This is a genomic window from Flavobacterium helocola, assembly GCF_038289885.1.
GTDB lineage: Bacteria > Bacteroidota > Bacteroidia > Flavobacteriales > Flavobacteriaceae > Flavobacterium > Flavobacterium cheniae.
Genome location: NZ_JBBYHT010000006.1, coordinates 85,144 through 104,337, shown reverse-complemented (window position 1 = coordinate 104,337; position 19,194 = coordinate 85,144). Strand labels below are relative to the sequence as shown.

The window sequence follows — 19,194 nt, the reverse complement described above, 5'->3', positions numbered from 1 at the left end:
ATTTTAGTTAATTCTATATACCGGATACTGCAAATGCGCTTTTTCATAATAAGGCGATTGTCTGTACAACCAATCCAATTGCGCTGCGCCGTTTTCCGCGAAAGTTTTGTTGTTTTGTTTCTTTTGTTCTAATTCGGCTTTGATTTTTGGATTTTTATCCAAGAATTCTTTGGCTAAATCTTCAAAAACATAACTCGAAAAATATTCTTTTTGTTGTAAAATAGGGTCGAAGAAGTTCCAATTGAAATAACTGTCCACCGCTTCTGGTTCTAAGGTTTCTACTAAATATTTCACACCTGGTTGATTCGTGTAAAATACATAGTCGCCCATGAAAAACTTCACTTTTTGAGTCGATTTAGACACTTTCGTATTGTAATGTCCGTAATGTCCTTCGTAAGGCGATTTTGAGGTTTGATAACTTTCAATTTTATACGATTCTACTTCAATTATCGTATCTTTTTGAATACGTTCGGCATTGATATTATTCAATTTCAAAATATCCAAAACTTGCCATTGCGATTGCGGAATAATATACGCTTTTGGAATATTTACAAATTTCGTAGGTTTATAATTCCCATAAAACGGAATTTTCTTGGTAAACGGTTTGCTTTTGTCATAAAACAAACGGTCTTTTCCTGAAACATCACTTGGTTTGTAACCACCTTGATAGCCTTTAAAATCTATATAAGACACTTTCGTTGAATCAATTGCCCAATCTAATGGATATTGCATTCCTGCTTGATATTCGTTCAATGCGTCTTTTCGTATTTGCTTGATTTTTTGCCAATTTGAGTCTGCGAAATTAATCGTGCTTACCATAAATTCGTAAGTCACTTTCACACGTTCTTTATATACTTTCAACATGTGTGTTTCTGGAACAAACCCTAACGTGTGGAATAAAGTTGAATAACCTGTGGCATATCTTGGGGTATCAGTAAATTGCTCAAAACCTTTATCAGGCGTGGTGCTGTGCACATTTACATACGGAACCACATCGATTTTCTTTTTGTCCATGTCTTTCACCACCGAAGGATACAATTCGTTGATAAAATAATTGCCTAATTTGTTTCCCAAACGTTCGTGTTGGGTCGCAATACAAGTAAACGTATATTGATAATCAGCACCATTGGAAACGTGATTATCTAAGAAAATATCGGGATTTAACTCGGTAAACAACTTTTGAAAACTTCTCGAATTTTTAGTGTCCGATTTAATGAAATCGCGATTCAAATCATAATTTCGAGCATTTCCTCTAAAACCATATTCTTCTGGTCCGTTTTGATTGGCTCTGGAATGTGAATTTCGGTTCAACATTCCACCCACACTATACACCGGAATAGCAGCAATTAAAGTGTTTTTAGCCGTTTTTATTTTTCCTGTGGCCAAATCGCGCATCAACATCATGGTAGCGTCAATTCCGTCAGGTTCACCAGCGTGAATTCCGTTGTTGATTAAAATTACCGCTTTATTTTTAGTAAAATATTCGTCAAAATCAAATTTACCTTCGCTTGAAAACAGCACTACATGCAAAGGTTTTCCGCTATCGGTAGTTCCTTTGTGAATTATTTGGATGTTGGCAAAACTTTCGTCTAATTTTTCATAAAACGCAATACATTCTTCATAAGTAGTAGATTGGTTGCCATTACCACGTTCAAAAGGCGTAGATAAATCGTTTTGTGAAAACACGGAAATCGAAAAGAAAAGCAAACTTATTTTTAAAAAACGCATAGTTGAATTTGATTTGATTTTCAAAAATAAAGAATCTTTTTGAGGTAGAATTAATAATTTGGTTTTTTAGCCACAGATTAAAGGATTGAAAGGATTTAATATTGTTTTGTATAAATTATCTGTGTTAATCTTTTTATTTCTTGGCGATTATATTGAGAAATTTTAGCCACAGATTAAAGGGTTGAGAGGATTTGAGGTTGTTTTATAGAAATAATCCGTGTAAATCTGAGTAATCCGTGGCAATTAAATACTTTTTTAAATAATTGGCTTTATCTTTGCCGCATGAGTCAAAATCCATATTCCAACAATGTACTATTGAATCTTGGTATTCAAAGTTTAAACAAAATGCAAGAAGTAGCGCAACATGCTATTTTGAATGAAGATAATATTTTATTGCTTTCTCCTACAGGTTCGGGGAAAACATTAGCGTTTTTGTTGCCTATTTTTCAATTATTAGAAGAAGACGTAAAAGGCGTGCAATGCTTAATTTTAGTACCTTCTCGCGAGTTAGGTTTGCAAATTGAACAAGTTTGGAAAAAAATGGGTACACATTACAAAGTCAATACGTGTTATGGAGGTCACTCGATAGAAACTGAATTCAAAAATTTAAGCAATCCACCAGCTTTGTTAATTGGAACTCCGGGTAGAATTGCCGATCATATAGAACGCAATAGTTTTGCTACTGAAAACGTTAAAACCTATGTTTTAGACGAGTTTGACAAATCGTTGCAATTGGGGTTTCACGAGGAAATGTCATATATCATTGGAAAAATCACTAAAGCCAATAAACGAATTTTAGTTTCTGCGACTTCTGGCGTGGAAATTCCGAAATATACCAAAGTAATTGATCCGAAAGTAATCGATTTTATTCCGAACCAAAAACAGAACGATAATTTAGATGTTCGTATTGTTTTTTCGAAATCGAAAGACAAAATCGAATCGTTGTTTCAATTGATTTGTTCGTTAAATTCTGAAGCTGCTATTATATTTTGTAATCACAGAGAAGCGGTTGAGCGTATTCATGAAATGCTAACAGCAAAAGGGATTATTTCTACGTTTTATCACGGTGGATTGGATCAGGACGAACGCGAACGAGCGTTGATTCAGTTCAGAAATGGAAGTGTTTCGTATTTAATTACAACCGATTTGGGTGCGCGTGGTTTGGATATTCCAGAAATGAAACACGTTATTCATTACCATTTACCCGCAAAAGAAGACGAATTCACCCACAGAAACGGAAGAACTGCTCGTATGTTAGCAACAGGAACCGCTTATGTGCTAATTCACGAAACCGAAAAGAAATCCGATTATTTTGATTACGGCAAACGTAGATTAGATGTTTCTAATGCGAAATCATTGCCAAAAGCGCCTTTGTTTCAAACGCTTTACATCAGCGGAGGAAAGAAAAATAAGTTGAATAAAATTGACATTGTAGGTTTCTTTTCGCAAAAAGGAAAATTAGAAAAAGACGATATTGGATTAATTGAAGTAAAAGATTTTATTTCTTTTGTAGCGGTAAAATATCCAAAAGTAAAATCGTTATTGCAAAACATCAAAGAAGAGAAAATGAAAGGGAAAAAGTATAAAATTGAAGTAGCGAGAAAGGTGATTAAGAAAGAGGAGGAGTAAATTGGTTGGTCTATGAAATATTTGATTTTAATTCTAATATTTAGTTTGTTTTCATGTAAATCTGATGACAAAAAGTTAGAAGGTTTTCAGGAAAAAGCAGAAGAAATGAATCAGGAAAATTCTACTGTTTCTATAGATACAACTTCTTTTATGGAATTTTTTGAAAGTTTTATTTTTGATAAAAGACTTCAAAATAGCAATAAAGACAATTCTATTGATTATAATTTTTTCTCATCGAAAGATTTTGTCGCTTACTTGAACTCGGACACATTATCTGTTTTTGAAGAAAAAAACCTTTCAGACAAACAAGATTTGATAATCCTTGATTTTAAAAAAGTTAAAAATTTAAAGTATAAGTTTGAAAAGATAGATAATAAATGGACTTTTTCTGGTTCTAATACTATTTCCATTAATAGTTTGCCCGAAAAAAAGTTTGTTGATTTTTTAATGAAATTCTCAAAAGATAGTATTTATCAAAAATCACACATTTTATTTCCCTTAGAAGATTATTCTCTTGATGATGATTATCAGACCATTTCACAGAAAATAGAAAAAGAAAAATGGAATCATTTTAATCTTGTTGAAGAAATAGAAAGTTTACTTTTTTTTGCAAATATTGATTCAAATAATGTTTTTAGAAATATTTATTACAGAGGAATCGGGAATGGAATTTTAATAAAGTTCACTTTCAAAAGAGTTAATAATGACTGGTTTTTGGTTAAAACAGAAGATTATTCAACTTAATCAATAATTTTGATTTATGACTTCTCCAACTTGTCCATTATGTAATTCCATAGCAACGCTTTTTTGCGAAAAGCCTAAACATTTGTTTTATAAATGTAATACTTGCGATGGCATTTTCAGACCTAAATACACTTTTTTAACCGCTGAAGAAGAAAAATCGCATTACGAAAAACATAACAATGATGTTTTTGACGAGCGCTACCAAGCGTTTGTTTCACCAATAGTCAACGCTATATTGAACGATTTTTCTCCAGAAGCTAAAGGTCTGGATTTTGGTTCAGGAACGGGTCCAGTGATTGCTAAAATGTTGACGGATAAAGGCTATCAAGTACAGAATTACGATTTGTTTTTTGCAAAAGAACCATCACTTTTAAAAGAAAAATACGATTACGTTTCGTGTTGCGAAGTAATGGAGCATTTTCATCATCCGTATCAAGAATTTGAATTATTGAAAAGCTTATTACTTCCGAAAGGAAAATTATATTGCAAAACAGCAGTTTATAACCATCAAACGCCTTTTGAAAATTGGTATTATAAAGATGATTTCACCCATGTTTTCATTTACCAACTCAAAACTTTGGAATGGATAAAAACCGAATTTCACTTTTCGAATTTAATTATCAAAGAGAAATTGATTGTGTTTGAGAATTAGTAGTTTTCGTCAAGTTAAACGAGTTCAGTATAACTTACACTTTCTCAACCGCAACTTTATACGTTGGGTCTTCAAGAATATTAACATCAATTATTGCTTCTGCATTTTTTAGTAAATCGATACAATCAGAACTTAAGTGTTTTAGATGTACGGTTTTACCCAATTTTGCATAGCGTTCTGTTATTTTGTTAACTGCATCAATCGCGCTCATATCGGAAATTCTACTTTCGGCAAAATCGATTATGATTTCATTTGGGTCGTTATTTACATCAAATTTTTCAGCAAATGCAGTGGTTGAACCAAAGAAAAGTGGTCCAAATAATTCATAATGTTTTACACCGTTTTCATCAACATATTTTCTGGCACGAATGCGTTTTGCACTTTCCCAAGCAAAAATTAAAGCCGAAATAATTACTCCAACCAAAACCGCTAAGGCCAAATTATGCAAGAAAATTGTAATCAAAGTAACAATTACCATTACTAAAATATCCGCTTTTGGCATTTTGGTAAACGCTTTAAAACTTGCCCATTCAAAAGTTCCTATCGCAACCATAATCATCACGCCAGTCAATGCCGCCATTGGAACCAACTCGATAATTGGCGCTCCGACTAAAATAATAATTAAAATAGTTAAAGCCGCAACAATTCCAGATAAACGAGCTCGCGAACCTGCGGATAAATTCACTAACGTTTGCGCAATCATTGGACAACCACCCATTCCGTAGAAAAAACCATTGGCAATATTGGCGCCACCTTGTGCTAAACATTCACGGTTACTGTTTCCTTTGGTAGCTGTAATTTCATCTACTAAATTTAGCGTTAACAAGCCTTCGGTTAAACCAACAGCTGCCATAATGGCTCCATAAGGCAAAATAATCATGAAAGTTTCCCAAGTAAATGGAATTTCTGGAATATGAAAAGGAGGTAAGGAACCGCTAACAGAAGCAATATCAACTACTTGTTTAGTATCGATATTGAAACCTATCACAACTGCAAATACAACTATAATAGCAACTAATGAAGCTGGAACAGCTTTAGTGATTTTTGGAAAAATAAGAATAATAGCAATGGTTAATGCTACTAAAGCACTCATCGTTAGCAATGGCGAACCCGAAAGCCATTCTGAAGTTCCATCGTTAACTTGTTTGAATTGTTCAAATTGCGACATGAAAATAATAACCGCTAATCCATTTACGAAACCAAACATTACAGGATGTGGTACCAATCGGATGAATTTGCCTAATTTGAATAATCCTACAATAATTTGAATAACCCCTGCCAAAGCCACAGCACCAAACACATATTCTAATCCGTGCGATTGCATCAAGGCGATTAAAACAATTACCGTTGCACCAGCCCCTCCAGAAATTAAACCAGGACGACCGCCAAAAATAGCCGTAATTAATCCCATGATAAATGCTCCATATAATCCAACAAGAGGAGGAAAGCCAGCTAAAATTGCAAAGGATAAGGATTCAGGAATCATGGTCATAGCAACCGTTAAGCCTGCTAAAATTTCAATTTTGTAGTCTACTTTTTGTTTAAAATCGAATAGATTGAATACTTTCTGCATGTAAATTTTTGCTTTGGTAATTTAAAATGCAAAAGTAAGGTTTTCAAATTTAAAGCAAAGTACCATTAAAATAGATTTGAATTAATCTATTCTAATATATGTGTTTTTTATTATTGCCCATTTTGGAAAATCACCTTCAGTACTAGTATAAAAGTAATGTAAAACTAAATTTGTTTCGTCTAAAACCTCAATTGTAGCTTTATTGGTATATGTATATCCATAAGGTTCATCTCCAACGTAAACATTTTGTGTTATAATATTACTATTTATTTCATAATTATGTAGTATTATTAAAATTACATGGGTCCCCAGAATAATAATGGCTTACAGAAGTATTATTGTTTAAAAATTCAATAGATTCACTATCACTGCAATTATTAACATTAGATATAGTAGTTCCAGAGCCATCATCAACTAATACCCACTTTCCAATAATTCTATTTTTATAATTTGTATTTGTATCATCAACTGAACAGCTTATGTTGAGAAAAAGGATAATGCAAATTAATGATTTAATTTTCATCTTTATTTTTTTATTACCGATTCAGGAACCAATTTAGAAATATCACCTCCATTTCTCAATACATCACGTACAATACTCGAAGAAATAAATGAAGTTCTAGCAGCGGTTAACAAGAAAACAGTTTCTATTTTAGACATGACACGGTTGGTGTGTGCGATGGCTTTTTCGAATTCAAAGTCGGCGGGGTTTCGTAATCCACGTAAGATGAATTCTGCGTTTTCTTTTTTACATAAATCGATTGTCAAACCAGAGTAGGTGATGACTTTCACTTTTGGCTCGTCTTTGAAAGCTTCTTCAATAAAACGTTTTCTGTCTTCTAATGAAAACATGTATTTTTTTTCAGCATTAACGCCAATCGCTACAATTACTTCATCAAATAAAGAAACGCCTCTTTTGATAATATCGTAATGACCGTTGGTAATTGGATCAAATGAACCTGGAAATATTGCTTTTTTCATAGTTTATTTCTTTAAAGCCAATTCAATAGCGTTTTCAAACAATTCAGGTAATGAAATTCCTGCTTCTCTTGCTTGTTGTGGTAAAATACTTTCGGTAGTTAAGCCTGGAATCGTATTCATTTCTAACATATGAGGTTCATTGTTTACGATAATGAATTCACTTCTCGAAAAACCTTTCATTTTCAATACTTCGTAAGCTCTTTTGGCAACCGTTTCGATTTTTATTTTCAATTCATCCGAAATCCTTGCTGGCGTAATTTCTTTAGATTTACCTAAATATTTCGCTTCGTAATCAAAAAAGTCGTTTTCGGATACAATTTCGGTAATTGGTAAAACGGTAACTGTTCCTTTATAATTTATAACTCCAACAGAAACTTCTGTTCCGTCAAGGAAGCTTTCAATAATGATTTCGTCGTCTTCTTTATAAGCGTTTTCAATAGCTGGAAGAAATTCTTCTCTAGTTTTTACTTTCGAAATTCCGAAGCTCGAGCCTGATTTATTTGGTTTTACGAAGCAAGGTAAACCCACTTTCGCTAAAATGTTTTCTACGTTAATTTCATCGCCCAAATTCAAATAATACGATTCTGCTGTTTTTATTCCGTAAGGTTTTAAAACGGATAACATATCGCGTTTATTGAACGTTAGCGCTGCTTGGTAATAATCGCACGAAGTTTGAGGAATATTTAATAATTCGAAATAGGCTTGCATCAAACCATCTTCGCCAGGTGTTCCATGAATGGCATTAAAAACGACATCAAAATTGATTTTTGAACCATTTACAGTTACAGAAAAATCGTTTTTATCAATAGGAAATTCGGCATCATTTTCGTCCACATACACCCATTTTTCCTTGAAAATATGAATACGATATGGATTAAATTTTGCACGATTAATGTTGTTAAACACTACATTTCCGCTGGTTAACGAAATTTTGTACTCGCTAGAGTAACCCCCCATGATAATGGCTACGTTTTTCATTGTAAATTTCAAATTGATATACACAAAATTACATTATTTATTGAGATTTTACGTTCTTTTATTCGTTTACCAAAGAAATATTTTTGCAATTCATTCGTTTTAAATCTGTGAAGAAATCAAAATGAATTGCATCGTAATTTCTTTTTGAATTTTATATCTTTGTCAAAATATCATTTTGTATGAGTTTATTTAAATATTTAACAAGTAGGACATTTTTTACTCAAGCTTTTTTAGCTGCTGCAATAGTAGTGGGTTTTACTTTTTTAGTAATTCAATTTTTAGATTTTAGAACCAATCATGGTCAGGAAATCAAAGTGCCCGATTTATCAAAAATGAAGTTGGAAGTCGCTGAAGAAAAACTGAACGAACTGGATTTAGAAGTTTTTCTACTAGATACAGTAGAATTCAATGCTGATTTTCCGCCTTTTACTATTTTAGAACAAGATCCTAAAGCAGGAAGTTTAGTAAAAGACGGACGAAAAGTCTATGTAAAATTAAACGCTGGTGAATTTACAGATATTACCATTCCAGAATTCAAAGACAAAACGTTCCGACAAATTTCGGCTACCATAAAATCATTAACGTTGAAAGAAGGTAAAGTTACTTATAAACCGCATATTGCTAAAGATGTGGTATTGCAAATTTATCAAAATGGAAGACGTTTAAGAGCAGGAGATAAGGTGAAGAAAAACTCTGTTTTAGATTTTGTTTTAGGAGATGGAAAAGAGGTGTTTAATGAAGAAACTTTTAGTTCTGAAGAACCAGCAGATACATTACCACCAGCAGAAGAAGGCGTAACAGAACCAGTAGAATTTAAAGAAGAAAATGGCGGATTATAATGTAGGAAACGAACTCGAAGACGAGTTATACGAACATCATCGTTTTGAAGCAAGTAAAGGTCAATCGGCCTTGCGTGTAGATAAATTTTTGATGAACATGATTGAAAATACAACCCGAAATAAAATTCAACAAGCAGCAGAAAATGGTTCTATTTTAGTGAACGATGTTGCGGTAAAATCCAATTATAAAGTGAAAGCTGGAGATGTCGTACGTTTAGTATTGGCACATCCCACTTATGAGCAATTGCTAACACCTGAAAATATTCCGTTAGACATTGTTTATGAAGACGATCAATTGTTGGTGATTAATAAACCAGCAGGAATGGTTGTGCATCCAGGTCATGGAAATTATTCTGGTACTTTAGTAAATGCATTAGCTTATCATTTTGAGAATTTACCAATGAATAGTTCCGAAAGACCAGGTTTGGTGCATCGTATAGATAAAGATACAACAGGTTTATTAGTCGTGGCTAAAACCGAGCATGCAATGGCTTATTTGACAAAGCAGTTTGCAGAAAAAACTTCGGAAAGAGAATATGTTGCTTTAGTTTGGGGAAATATTGAAGAAGATGAAGGAACTGTAGAAGGTAACATTGGTCGTCATGATACGAATAGAATGCGAATGGCGGTTCATGAAAGTGACGAAAAAGGAAAACATGCAGTAACGCATTATAAGGTTTTAGAGCGATTTGGTTATGTAACCTTGGTTTCGTGTCAATTAGAAACAGGTAGAACACACCAAATACGTGTGCATATGAAACATATTGGTCACACACTTTTTAATGACGAGCGTTATGGCGGTGATTCCATCTTAAAAGGAACCACATTTACAAAATACAAACAGTTTGTAGACAATTGTTTTAAAGTATTACCAAGACAAGCACTTCATGCAAAAACATTAGGATTTGAACATCCTATCACAAAAGAATTTTTACGTTTTGATACACCAATTCCACAAGATTTACAGGAATGTATTGAAAAATGGCGTGTGTATTCAAAAGCACAAACGTTTACAGAAGATTAAAATTAATATTTTATTTTATATTTGAATTAATAAACAAACTAACACGAATATTTACCATGAAATTATTAGAAGGAAAAGTTGCCATCATTACTGGTGCAAGCCGTGGAATTGGTAGCGGTATAGCAAAAGTTTTTGCAGAACAAGGAGCAAATGTTGCTTTTACTTATAGTTCGTCTGTAGAATCGGCAATGGCTTTAGAAAGTGAATTAAACGCTTTAGGAATTAAAGCAAAAGGATACAAATCAAATGCAGCTGATTTCAATGAAGCACAAAAATTAGTGGATGACGTTATTGCTGAGTTTGGTAACATCGACGTATTAATCAATAATGCAGGAATTACAAAAGATAACTTATTAATGCGTATGTCGGAAGAAGATTTTGATAAAGTAATCGAAATCAACTTGAAGTCTGTATTTAATATGACAAAAGCAGTTCAAAAAATTATGTTGAAAAACCGCAAAGGTTCTATCGTTAACATGAGTAGTGTAGTAGGAGTAAAAGGAAATGCTGGACAAGCTAACTACGCTGCATCTAAAGCTGGTATGAATGGATTTACAAAATCAATCGCATTAGAATTAGGTTCAAGAAATATTCGTTGCAACGCGATCGCTCCAGGTTTTATTGAAACTGAAATGACTGCAAAATTAAACGAAGATGTTGTAAAAGGTTGGAGAGAAGCTATTCCTTTAAAAAGAGGAGGAACACCAGAAGATGTAGCAAACGTTTGTGTTTTCTTAGCTTCTGATATGAGTGCTTATGTAACGGGACAAGTTATTAATGTTGACGGAGGAATGCTGACATAAAAAAGTAACTAGTATTTAGTGAATAGTAAATTAGATGGCTATTCACTAATTACTATTCACTAATCAGTTAAAGAAAAAATGACAACAAGTACAATTTTACTTCTATTATTGTCAGTAATTATTGCTGCTGCATTGTCGTTTTATCAATATTTATATAAAGTCAAAAATCAGTCAAAATTGTACTGGTTTTTGGCTTTTTTACGTTTTATTAGTCTATTTTCTATCTTTTTATTGCTGATTAATCCAATTATCAGTCGAAAAATCACTGAAATTAAGAAAACGCCTTTGCCAATTGTTGTTGACAATTCTAAGTCAATTTCCGAATTAAAAGCAACGAAAGAAGCTTCTGAATTATATCAGAAAATAGCGGATAATAAAGCTATTGCAGAAAAATATGACGTACAATTGTTTTCGTTTGATGATGAATTTCAATCATTGGAACAATTAGATTTTAAAGGTAATCAATCTCATATTGATGGTGTAGCTAAAAATTTAAAACAGTTATACCGAAACACCAATTATCCAGTAGTTTTATTTACAGATGGAAACCAAACTATGGGAAATGATTATGTGTTTAGTTTTCAAGAAAACACAAGTGTTTTACCAGTTGTTTTAGGCGATACGACAACTGTTTTCGATTTGAAAATCAATCAAATCAATGTAAACAAATACGCTTTTTTAAAGAATAAATTTCCAGTTGAAGTATTCTTACAATACAATGGAAATCAGTCTATTTCAACTACTTTTTCGATTCAGAACGGTAATCAAACCATACATAAACAAATAGTTACTTTTTCAAAAGATAAAAGAGCACAATCTATTTCTGTTTTATTAAATGCAGACAAGGTTGGAATTGCCAAATATAAAGCTGTGATTTCTTCTAACATAAAAGAGAAAAATACGGTTAATAATACTAAGAATTTTGCAGTAGAAATAATTGACCAACGTAGTGAAATTGCTTTAGTTTCGGCGATTAATCATCCTGATTTAGGTGCTTTAAAACGAAGTATTGAAACCAATCAGCAACGTAAAGTTTCAATCCTAAAACCAGAGGAAGTAAAGTCATTACAGAATTACAATATTCTGATTTTATATCAACCAACCACTTCTTTTAAAGCTATTTTTGAGCAAAATAAAGTTGCCCAAATCAATACATTTATTATCACTGGAACTGCAACCGATTTTAATTTTTTAAATCAGGTTCAAAACGATTTGTTGTTTAAAATGTCGGCACAAAAAGAAGATTATTTGGCAACTTTTGATTCGAACTTTAATTTGTTTTCGCAAGCTAATATTGGTTTTGAAAATTTTCCACCTTTGGAACATAAATTTGGAACTATTGCAGCAAAAAGCAATGTAAGCACACTACTTTCTGCAAGAATTAGAAATGTGCAATTGCAAAATCCGTTATTGACTTTTACTGAAAATGGAAGCAAAAGAAACGCTTATTTATTAGGTGAAAACATCTGGAAATGGCGATTAGAAAATAATTTAAACAAAAAATCTTTTGAAGATTTTGATTTGTTTACTGATAAAATCATTCAGTTTTTAGTAACAAATGCATCAAAAAAGAATTTGAATGTTACTTATGAAAGTTTTTATAATTCGGGCGAAAGCATTGAAATTACAGCTGAATATTTCAACAAAAACTATGAATTTGACGACAAAGCGCAACTAACAATTCAAGTTATAAATTCTAAGACAAAAGCGTCTAAAAAGTACGATTTACTTAAAGCTACCAATTCTTATAAAGTAAATTTAGATGGATTAGAGGCAGGAAATTATTCGTTTAAAGTAACTGAAAAGCAATCAAATTCTAGTTTTTCTGGTAGTTTTGAAGTGTTGGATTTTGAAATTGAAAAACAATTCGTAAATCCTGATAAATCTAGATTAGAGCAATTGGCAACCAATACCAATGGAAAAGTGTATTATCCAAATCAAATAGAAAATCTAATCAAATCGTTACTTGAAAACGAAAATTATATTCCTACACAAAAAGAAACTATAAAAAAATCACCACTTATCGATTGGATTTGGTTATTAATTTTAGCAATTTTTGCTTTAGCTACCGAATGGTTTGTTCGAAAATATAACGGATTGTTATAAAAGGTTGATTACTATTTTTCTTTGAAAGTTAAATTCATTCCCTAATAGTTGAATTCCTTCTTTTTCAAAAATATTTCCATTATGATTTACGTTGTCTGCTAAACCACACCAAGGCTCAATACACAAAAATGGAGCGTTTGGTTTGGTCCAAATCCCTAAATAAGGAAATCCTTCAAACTGAACTGAAAGAACGGGTTTATTCTTGTTTAAAAGTATAAGTTCGTTTGATTTTAAATGTTTGAAAACCAAAGCATCTTTTTCAAAAAGCGAATAGTTTAAATTAATCTGTCCGTTTTCGGAATTTATTTTCCGGAATGAATTGCTAAACTGTTCGTTTTCTAATTCATAGGATACAAATTCCTCTGCTTCATTAAATTGTAAGGAGTAGTTTGAAAAAGAATCTTCAATGGCAAATGCCGGATGTGCTCCTATGGAAAAAGGCATAGTTACTTCCGATCTGTTTTCAACAGAATACTTCATTTTTAATTCATTTCCGTCTAATTCATATTCCAATTGTAATTTAAATTCAAACGGATAATTTTTCAACGTTTCAGAATTACTTTCCAATACAAAAACAACAGAATTTTCGGTTTGATTTAGAATTTGAAATTCGAAATTTCTGGCAAAACCATGTCTTGGCAATTCATATTTTTTATCAGCAATGGTGTAAGCATCATTTTTTAATCTTCCAACAATTGGAAATAAAATGGGAGATGTTTTGTTCCAATAAGTTTCATCAACTGTCCAAATATAATTTTGGTTGTCTTTTTCTAATCGAATTAATTCGGCACCAATTGTATTAATCGATGCCGAAATTTTGTTATTTGAAAGTGTAATTATCATATTAATCTTCTGAAATTCCTTTCCAGTTTCTAATAATTTTTGATAAAAAGAAAAGTGTTAGAATGGCAAAAATAAAATTTAATGAAAACATATGAATTATATGCTCTCTCATCCATTCATATTCGGGAGATGTATAGTTATAATCGTATCTATTTTCACCTCTTAAATAATGTTCTTGAATTATGAAATAAATCAAAGGAATAATTCCTATGAACGACCATAAAAACAGATTCAAAGCAATTCTACTGAGTTGTAAATTCTTTTTGTTGAAATATATTAAGAAGAAATAAAATATAATCCCTAAAATAGTAAATAGAATCAAATAAGCATATATATCTCCTAAGCCTGTAATTGCTGTAAAAATACCGTAAACTATATTAATAACCCCAGTTGTAACAACCGCAATTAACCAACTTTTTCCAGAAGTAACTCGGAAAGAAAAAATCAATATAGACAATCCAAAAGCACCATATAAAAACCCTAAAATCATTTCAATATTGAAAAATGGATCTGTATGTGCTTCTGAAACGGTATCATATTTATCTTTTAATACATCTTGCTGCACAAAATATTTAGAGTATTTTCGGTCATCATAACCAATTTTTGATGCCATCTCATAGTTATTATAAGATTCATCAGTTTCATATTGTTTCAAATATGGTTGAATGTATAAAAATTTATCAAATTCTGGAGCTTTGTAAACAATTTCAAACCATTTATCCATATTTAAATTAGTGGCTAAATCATGTTCTCTAATCAAGCTTAAGTAATTGTCCATTAATTTTTTAACTTCAGCTTGATTGTCCTGATGTAACCAATTTTGAACTTGAATTTTATTTAACGAATCTAGTTCTCTTGAAATCACAGTGAATTCAAACGTATTTCTATTTACTAATGAAAATTGATCGTATTTTTTTCCGTTAAAGATGATATGATTTTTATAAGCATAAGCCATAGTAGCTTGTGTTTCATAAGCTCGTTCTTGGGTTTCATAGTTTTCAGAAATTTCATTCTTTACTAATTTATTCCCTAAACTATCAATTAATCTAGAGGCTAATGAATCTATTTCTGTTTCTCCAAAACTTCCATCAATAAACATATCAGCAGTAGCAATAGTTTTGCAGCGATTGGTTGTTTCTTCAAGTGAATAATAACTTCTTTGATGTAATTGCTTTCCAACTGAAAAAGGTAAATAAAACGTAATCAATAATGTACTAACAACAAATATTTGCAACCATTCGTAAAATAAACTGTATTTTGATTTACTATAAAATGATTTTAACGAATTGTTTTTAAAGTAATTAACTAACCATAAAATAATGATAATTATAACAAGTAAAACACCAAATAAGATGCAAGTTACTTCAATATCTAAGTTGTTTCTGTTTGAAAAATCGATGGTTCCATCCAAATAACCTAAGCCAAAAAAGATGAGGTGAAGTAGTAATCCAATAGCAACCATAGGAACAAATTTGGTGTTCCAAAGCAATGGATATTTTAATAATAATTTTTTCTGTATATCTTTAAACATGATTTTATTTTTTTAGTTCACAAAAAAGCGACGTGTTGAATTTGAAATGTTTCGCATGTAAGTCATAGGAATCGATTGGTTTATAACCACTTTTAAGAAATCGTTCATTTCAATTTTTTCCGGAAAAGTAGCAATAAAAGTTCCGCCATTTTGTTCCAAAGAAATTACTTCTAAAGTGGTGAAAGCTTGTTTTAAATCGCTTAAATTCAACGAACTTTCAAATTCGATAATACAATTTTTTGCTACATCATTTTCGGTATTCAAATTCTTTTGCGAACCACGTTTTAAGAAAACCACCTGATTTGATGTTTTTTCCACTTCATACAATTGTTGCGAACTCAACACAATAGCTATTGGTCTAAAAGCCGAATTTGCGATGTTTCTAAAATCGTCTAAAATGGTTTGTTGTGCCAAAATATCTAAGTTAGCCAAAGGTTCATCAATCAATAAAATTTTGGGTTTACGGAGTAACATTCTAGCCAATTCGAAACGCATTTTATAACCAGAAGACAAATTATTCCAGTAATGTTTTCTAAATTTTCGCAATCCTAAACGTGTGATAACTAAATCGACGACTAAATTATTTTCTTCTGGTGAATAGCCATAGCAACTTGCTGTGAACTCTAAGTTTTCATACATAGAACCGCGCCAAGTATCAGTTCGTTGTGGAATGTAGACTAATTTTGTTCGTAAATCATATAAATCATCGTATTGAAATTGGTAATTTATGGTTCCAGATGTTGGATGTAATTCACCACATAAACTTCGTAGTAAAGTTGTTTTTCCGTTTCCGTTTTCGCCAACTAAACCAATGATTTCACCTGTTTTGATGTCTAAATTTATAGGACCCAATCCAAAAGAAACATTGTATACTTTTTGTAGATTTTTAACCGAGATAATCGTTTGATGATTATGACATTCTTTTTTACTCAAGAAGGTATAAAGTTCATCTAACAAGGTTTTTAAGCGTGTTTTTTTATCTTCGTCTTCTTTTTCATTATGGTCTAACCAATTTAAAAACTCATTGGTTTTGGTATAAAAATCAATGTTTTCGGTATCTAAAGTAAAATCGATTACTCGTTTTATGGTTTGATTGAAGTCGTTGAATTCGAGAAGTTCTTGCACCTCGCGGAATTGTTTTTCAAATTCGGTCATATATTTTATTTTATAAAATTTCGTTTTAGTAAACCATACATTACGGTATCGGTAAATTCGTTATTATAGTAAAAATCTTCTTTAAAATGAGCTTCTTTTACAAAGCCAACTTTTTGTAAAACACGTTCCGAGGCAACATGACGTGAATCGATGACTGCAACGATAGAATGAAAATTTAATGTATTGAAAGCAAAATCTAATAGTGTTTTCACGGCTTCGGTAACATAACCTTTTCCATTGTGTTCGGGAGTAATCATGTAGCCTAACTCAGTTCTAAAATGTTCAGGTTGTGTTCTGTAAAATCCCATAATTCCGATACACTTATCACTTCCTTTTTCGGTTACTGCCCAGTTTATATCAATATTTTCATCTATTTTGTCGTTAATCATTTTTATGTGTGCCAAAGCGCCTTCAGTATCTACAACCAAAGGTCTCGGAATAAATTTCATAGTTTCAGGATTCCCTCGAAGCGCTATAATTTCAGGAGCATCTTCATTCGTTAGTCTTCTAAAACGTAAACGTTCTGATTCTAGTATAGGAAAAGGAGAGAAGTTAAGTTGTAGCATTATTCTAATTTGAATCTTGTTATTGAGTTTGAAATTGCTCTTGAATTGCTTTATCGTGTTTTTTACTGAAGAAAATCAACATGCAAATAGCACCAATGGTTGCATATAACATATCAGATTGCGTATCCCAAACATAGCCTTGCGTACCTAAAAAAGCATCGCCTCCTTCACCAGTACATAATGAAACAGCCCATTCTAACCATTCGTAAGCCGCGCTAATCGCTAAACAAACCGCTACTATAATGAAGTTAAAGAAACTCTTATTTGAAACAACATTTTTTCGAATAAATAACTCTCTTACAATCATTGCCGGAACAAAACCTTGTGCAAAATGTCCGACTTTATCGTAGTTGTTTCGAGTTTGATGAAACGTTTCTTTTATCCATTCAAATGGAGGTACTTCGGCATAGGTGTAATGTCCACCAAGGAATAAGATGTAGCAATGAATTAAAATAAAGAAATATGTAAAATTCGTAAATTGAAAATTTTTATAGGTAAAAGCCAAAATCAGGAAACCGATGATTGCTGGTAAAACTTCTAAAAACCAAGTAAAATATTCTTTTGGCTGAATTCCAGAAACGAGTAATCCAATAAAGAATAGTAGAGAGTAAAGTTGTAATTTTTTCATTTATTTTGGTTTATTCGTTGAAATCTAGATCTTTATTATGTGTTTCAGCAATAGTTAGAGTAGAGTAGATGCCTAGTGCAAAAGCAAAGAAACCTACAATTGCAGCTGCAACAATCACGCCATTATTTACTTTTAAACCGTCAAAAGCCAGTAACATAACGGGAACTAATCCACGAACCATATTGGGAATAGTGGTAGTAGCTGTACTTCTAATATTGGTTCCGAATTGTTCGGCTCCAACAGTTACAAACATGGCCCAATAACCCGTTCCTAAACCTAACCAAGCACAATAAAAGTAGTACATATTTTCCGATTTGGTTCCACCAAAAAGCATCAAACAAACTCCAATGATGGTAAACAACATCATATAGAAAATGGCTTTTTTACGAGAATGTAACCAATGCGAAATAAAACCACTTGCAAAATCGCCAACCGAAATCCCAACATAAGCCCACATAATAGCTTTTCCCGGCTGAATATTATCAATTCCCATTACAGGCGCAAATTGATTGGCCATAACCGCTAAAATTCCGATACAAAACCAAGTAGGTAATCCAATAGCAATACATTTCATGTATTTTACGAAACGATTCCAATTGGTAAAAAACGAAAAGAAATTCCCTTTTTTGATGTTATTATCGTGTTTGATATCGTTGTAAATTCCAGATTCTGCTACGCTAATTCGTAATACTAAAAGCATTAATCCTAAAGCACCACCAATGTAATAAGCAATAGTCCAATCGCCTGCTAATTCTACAGTTAATTGTGCTACAACAGCTCCAAGTAAACCAAATCCAGCTACGATGGAAGTTCCAATTGCTCGTAATTGTTTGGGTAACGATTCCGAAACTAAAGTAATTCCGGCACCAAGTTCACCGGCTAAACCAATTCCGGCAATGAATCGTAACCAAGCATATAACATGGTTTTATCTTCAACAGGAAAGTGAGGTAAATAACCACAAGCAATATTAGCCAAAGAATACACTAAAATGGAGCCAAACAAAACCGAAAGTCTTCCTTTTTTATCGCCTAAAACTCCCCAAAGAATTCCTCCTAAAAGTAATCCTACCATTTGGTAATTAAGAATCAGGGTTCCAGCAGTATCAATATCTAAGTTCATGTCTTTTAAGCTAGGGACACGAACAATCCCGAAAAGAAGTAAGTCATAAATATCAACAAAATAGCCTAATGCAGCTACAATCACTGGAAATGATAATAAATGTTTTAGTTTTTCTTTCAGAGTAAAGTTTGACATTGTTAGTGTAATTGGTTAGTTAATTTTGTAAAAATAGAGATAATAGAACTAAAATGGTTTTGGTTTGAAAATATTTTTGAACAATAATCTTTAACAAAATTCAGTGGTTTTGTGTTAGTTTTCTGTAATCTAATCCATACCAAATCATTAAATTTGAAA

General features: G+C 32.0%; 18 protein-coding genes. 7 read left to right on the top strand and 11 right to left on the bottom strand.

The annotated features are described in order from the left end of the window. Window positions 1-3: 3 nt before the first annotated feature. Window positions 4-1,728: a M14 family zinc carboxypeptidase gene (locus AAEO58_RS12180; RefSeq protein WP_341683662.1), complete on the bottom strand. Its 1,725-nt coding sequence runs from the start codon at window positions 1,726-1,728 to the stop codon at window positions 4-6. Window positions 1,729-2,010: 282 nt separating this feature from the next. Here AAEO58_RS12180 and AAEO58_RS12175 point away from each other — a divergent pair, with 282 nt between their 5' ends. Genes AAEO58_RS12175 through AAEO58_RS12165 form a run of 3 tightly spaced genes read left to right on the top strand, consistent with a single transcriptional unit; the run spans window position 2,011 to window position 4,753 of the window. Further along, window positions 2,011-3,357 (top strand): DEAD/DEAH box helicase, encoded by a 1,347-nt coding sequence (locus AAEO58_RS12175; RefSeq protein ID WP_341683661.1) that lies wholly within the window; start codon window positions 2,011-2,013, stop codon window positions 3,355-3,357. A 12-nt stretch (window positions 3,358-3,369) separates the two neighbouring features. Then, on the top strand, window positions 3,370-4,101 hold the full coding sequence (locus AAEO58_RS12170) for a DUF4348 domain-containing protein (protein WP_341683660.1): 732 nt from the start codon (window positions 3,370-3,372) through the stop codon (window positions 4,099-4,101). A 16-nt stretch (window positions 4,102-4,117) separates the two neighbouring features. After that, window positions 4,118-4,753: a class I SAM-dependent methyltransferase gene (locus AAEO58_RS12165; RefSeq protein WP_341683659.1), complete on the top strand. Its 636-nt coding sequence runs from the start codon at window positions 4,118-4,120 to the stop codon at window positions 4,751-4,753. 34 nt (window positions 4,754-4,787) lie between these two features. On the opposite strand, the gene AAEO58_RS12160 is transcribed toward AAEO58_RS12165, so the two are convergent. From AAEO58_RS12160 to AAEO58_RS12145, 4 genes are all read right to left on the bottom strand, one after another. After that, window positions 4,788-6,326, bottom strand: coding sequence for a SulP family inorganic anion transporter (locus AAEO58_RS12160; RefSeq protein ID WP_341683657.1), 1,539 nt, complete (start codon window positions 6,324-6,326; stop codon window positions 4,788-4,790). 277 nt (window positions 6,327-6,603) lie between these two features. After that, complete coding sequence (locus AAEO58_RS12155) at window positions 6,604-6,849, bottom strand: hypothetical protein (protein WP_341683656.1); 246 nt, start codon at window positions 6,847-6,849, stop codon at window positions 6,604-6,606. Window positions 6,850-6,851: 2 nt separating this feature from the next. Continuing rightward, complete coding sequence (gene coaD / locus AAEO58_RS12150) at window positions 6,852-7,307, bottom strand: pantetheine-phosphate adenylyltransferase (protein ID WP_341683655.1); 456 nt, start codon at window positions 7,305-7,307, stop codon at window positions 6,852-6,854. 3 nt (window positions 7,308-7,310) lie between these two features. Beyond that, a complete protein-coding gene (locus AAEO58_RS12145; RefSeq protein WP_341683654.1) occupies window positions 7,311-8,285 on the bottom strand; it encodes a D-alanine--D-alanine ligase in 975 nt (324 codons plus the stop codon). A gap of 179 nt (window positions 8,286-8,464) precedes the next feature. Here AAEO58_RS12145 and AAEO58_RS12140 point away from each other — a divergent pair, with 179 nt between their 5' ends. The 4 genes from AAEO58_RS12140 (at window position 8,465) to AAEO58_RS12125 (ending at window position 13,057) form a co-directional block, all read left to right on the top strand. Beyond that, window positions 8,465-9,124 (top strand): PASTA domain-containing protein, encoded by a 660-nt coding sequence (locus AAEO58_RS12140; RefSeq protein WP_133606251.1) that lies wholly within the window; start codon window positions 8,465-8,467, stop codon window positions 9,122-9,124. Next, window positions 9,111-10,148, top strand: coding sequence for an RluA family pseudouridine synthase (locus AAEO58_RS12135; protein ID WP_341683653.1), 1,038 nt, complete (start codon window positions 9,111-9,113; stop codon window positions 10,146-10,148). Before AAEO58_RS12140 ends, AAEO58_RS12135 begins: the two co-directional genes overlap by 14 nt. Before the next feature lie 56 nt (window positions 10,149-10,204). Then, window positions 10,205-10,951 (top strand): 3-oxoacyl-[acyl-carrier-protein] reductase, encoded by a 747-nt coding sequence (gene fabG, locus AAEO58_RS12130; RefSeq protein WP_341683652.1) that lies wholly within the window; start codon window positions 10,205-10,207, stop codon window positions 10,949-10,951. A gap of 78 nt (window positions 10,952-11,029) precedes the next feature. After that, window positions 11,030-13,057 carry a hypothetical protein gene (locus AAEO58_RS12125; RefSeq protein ID WP_341683651.1) on the top strand — a complete coding sequence of 676 codons (2,028 nt, stop codon included), beginning with the start codon at window positions 11,030-11,032 and terminating at the stop codon, window positions 13,055-13,057. Here the strand turns inward: AAEO58_RS12125 and AAEO58_RS12120 are convergent. The 6 genes from AAEO58_RS12120 to AAEO58_RS12095 are packed head-to-tail and all read right to left on the bottom strand — an operon-like array spanning window position 13,052 to window position 19,035. Further along, window positions 13,052-13,900 carry an aldose 1-epimerase family protein gene (locus AAEO58_RS12120; RefSeq protein ID WP_341683650.1) on the bottom strand — a complete coding sequence of 283 codons (849 nt, stop codon included), beginning with the start codon at window positions 13,898-13,900 and terminating at the stop codon, window positions 13,052-13,054. The two genes, AAEO58_RS12125 and AAEO58_RS12120, sit on opposite strands and share 6 nt — an antisense overlap. Before the next feature lies 1 nt (window position 13,901). Continuing rightward, on the bottom strand, window positions 13,902-15,431 hold the full coding sequence (locus AAEO58_RS12115; RefSeq protein ID WP_341683649.1) for a hypothetical protein: 1,530 nt from the start codon (window positions 15,429-15,431) through the stop codon (window positions 13,902-13,904). Between the two features lie 12 nt (window positions 15,432-15,443). Then, window positions 15,444-16,586 (bottom strand): ABC transporter ATP-binding protein, encoded by a 1,143-nt coding sequence (locus AAEO58_RS12110; RefSeq protein ID WP_341683648.1) that lies wholly within the window; start codon window positions 16,584-16,586, stop codon window positions 15,444-15,446. A 5-nt stretch (window positions 16,587-16,591) separates the two neighbouring features. Further along, window positions 16,592-17,152 (bottom strand): GNAT family N-acetyltransferase, encoded by a 561-nt coding sequence (locus AAEO58_RS12105; protein WP_341683647.1) that lies wholly within the window; start codon window positions 17,150-17,152, stop codon window positions 16,592-16,594. 19 nt (window positions 17,153-17,171) lie between these two features. Then, complete coding sequence (locus AAEO58_RS12100) at window positions 17,172-17,780, bottom strand: DUF2238 domain-containing protein (protein ID WP_341683646.1); 609 nt, start codon at window positions 17,778-17,780, stop codon at window positions 17,172-17,174. A 10-nt stretch (window positions 17,781-17,790) separates the two neighbouring features. Continuing rightward, a complete protein-coding gene (locus AAEO58_RS12095) occupies window positions 17,791-19,035 on the bottom strand; it encodes an MFS transporter (RefSeq protein WP_341683645.1) in 1,245 nt (414 codons plus the stop codon). Window positions 19,036-19,194 lie beyond the last annotated feature (159 nt).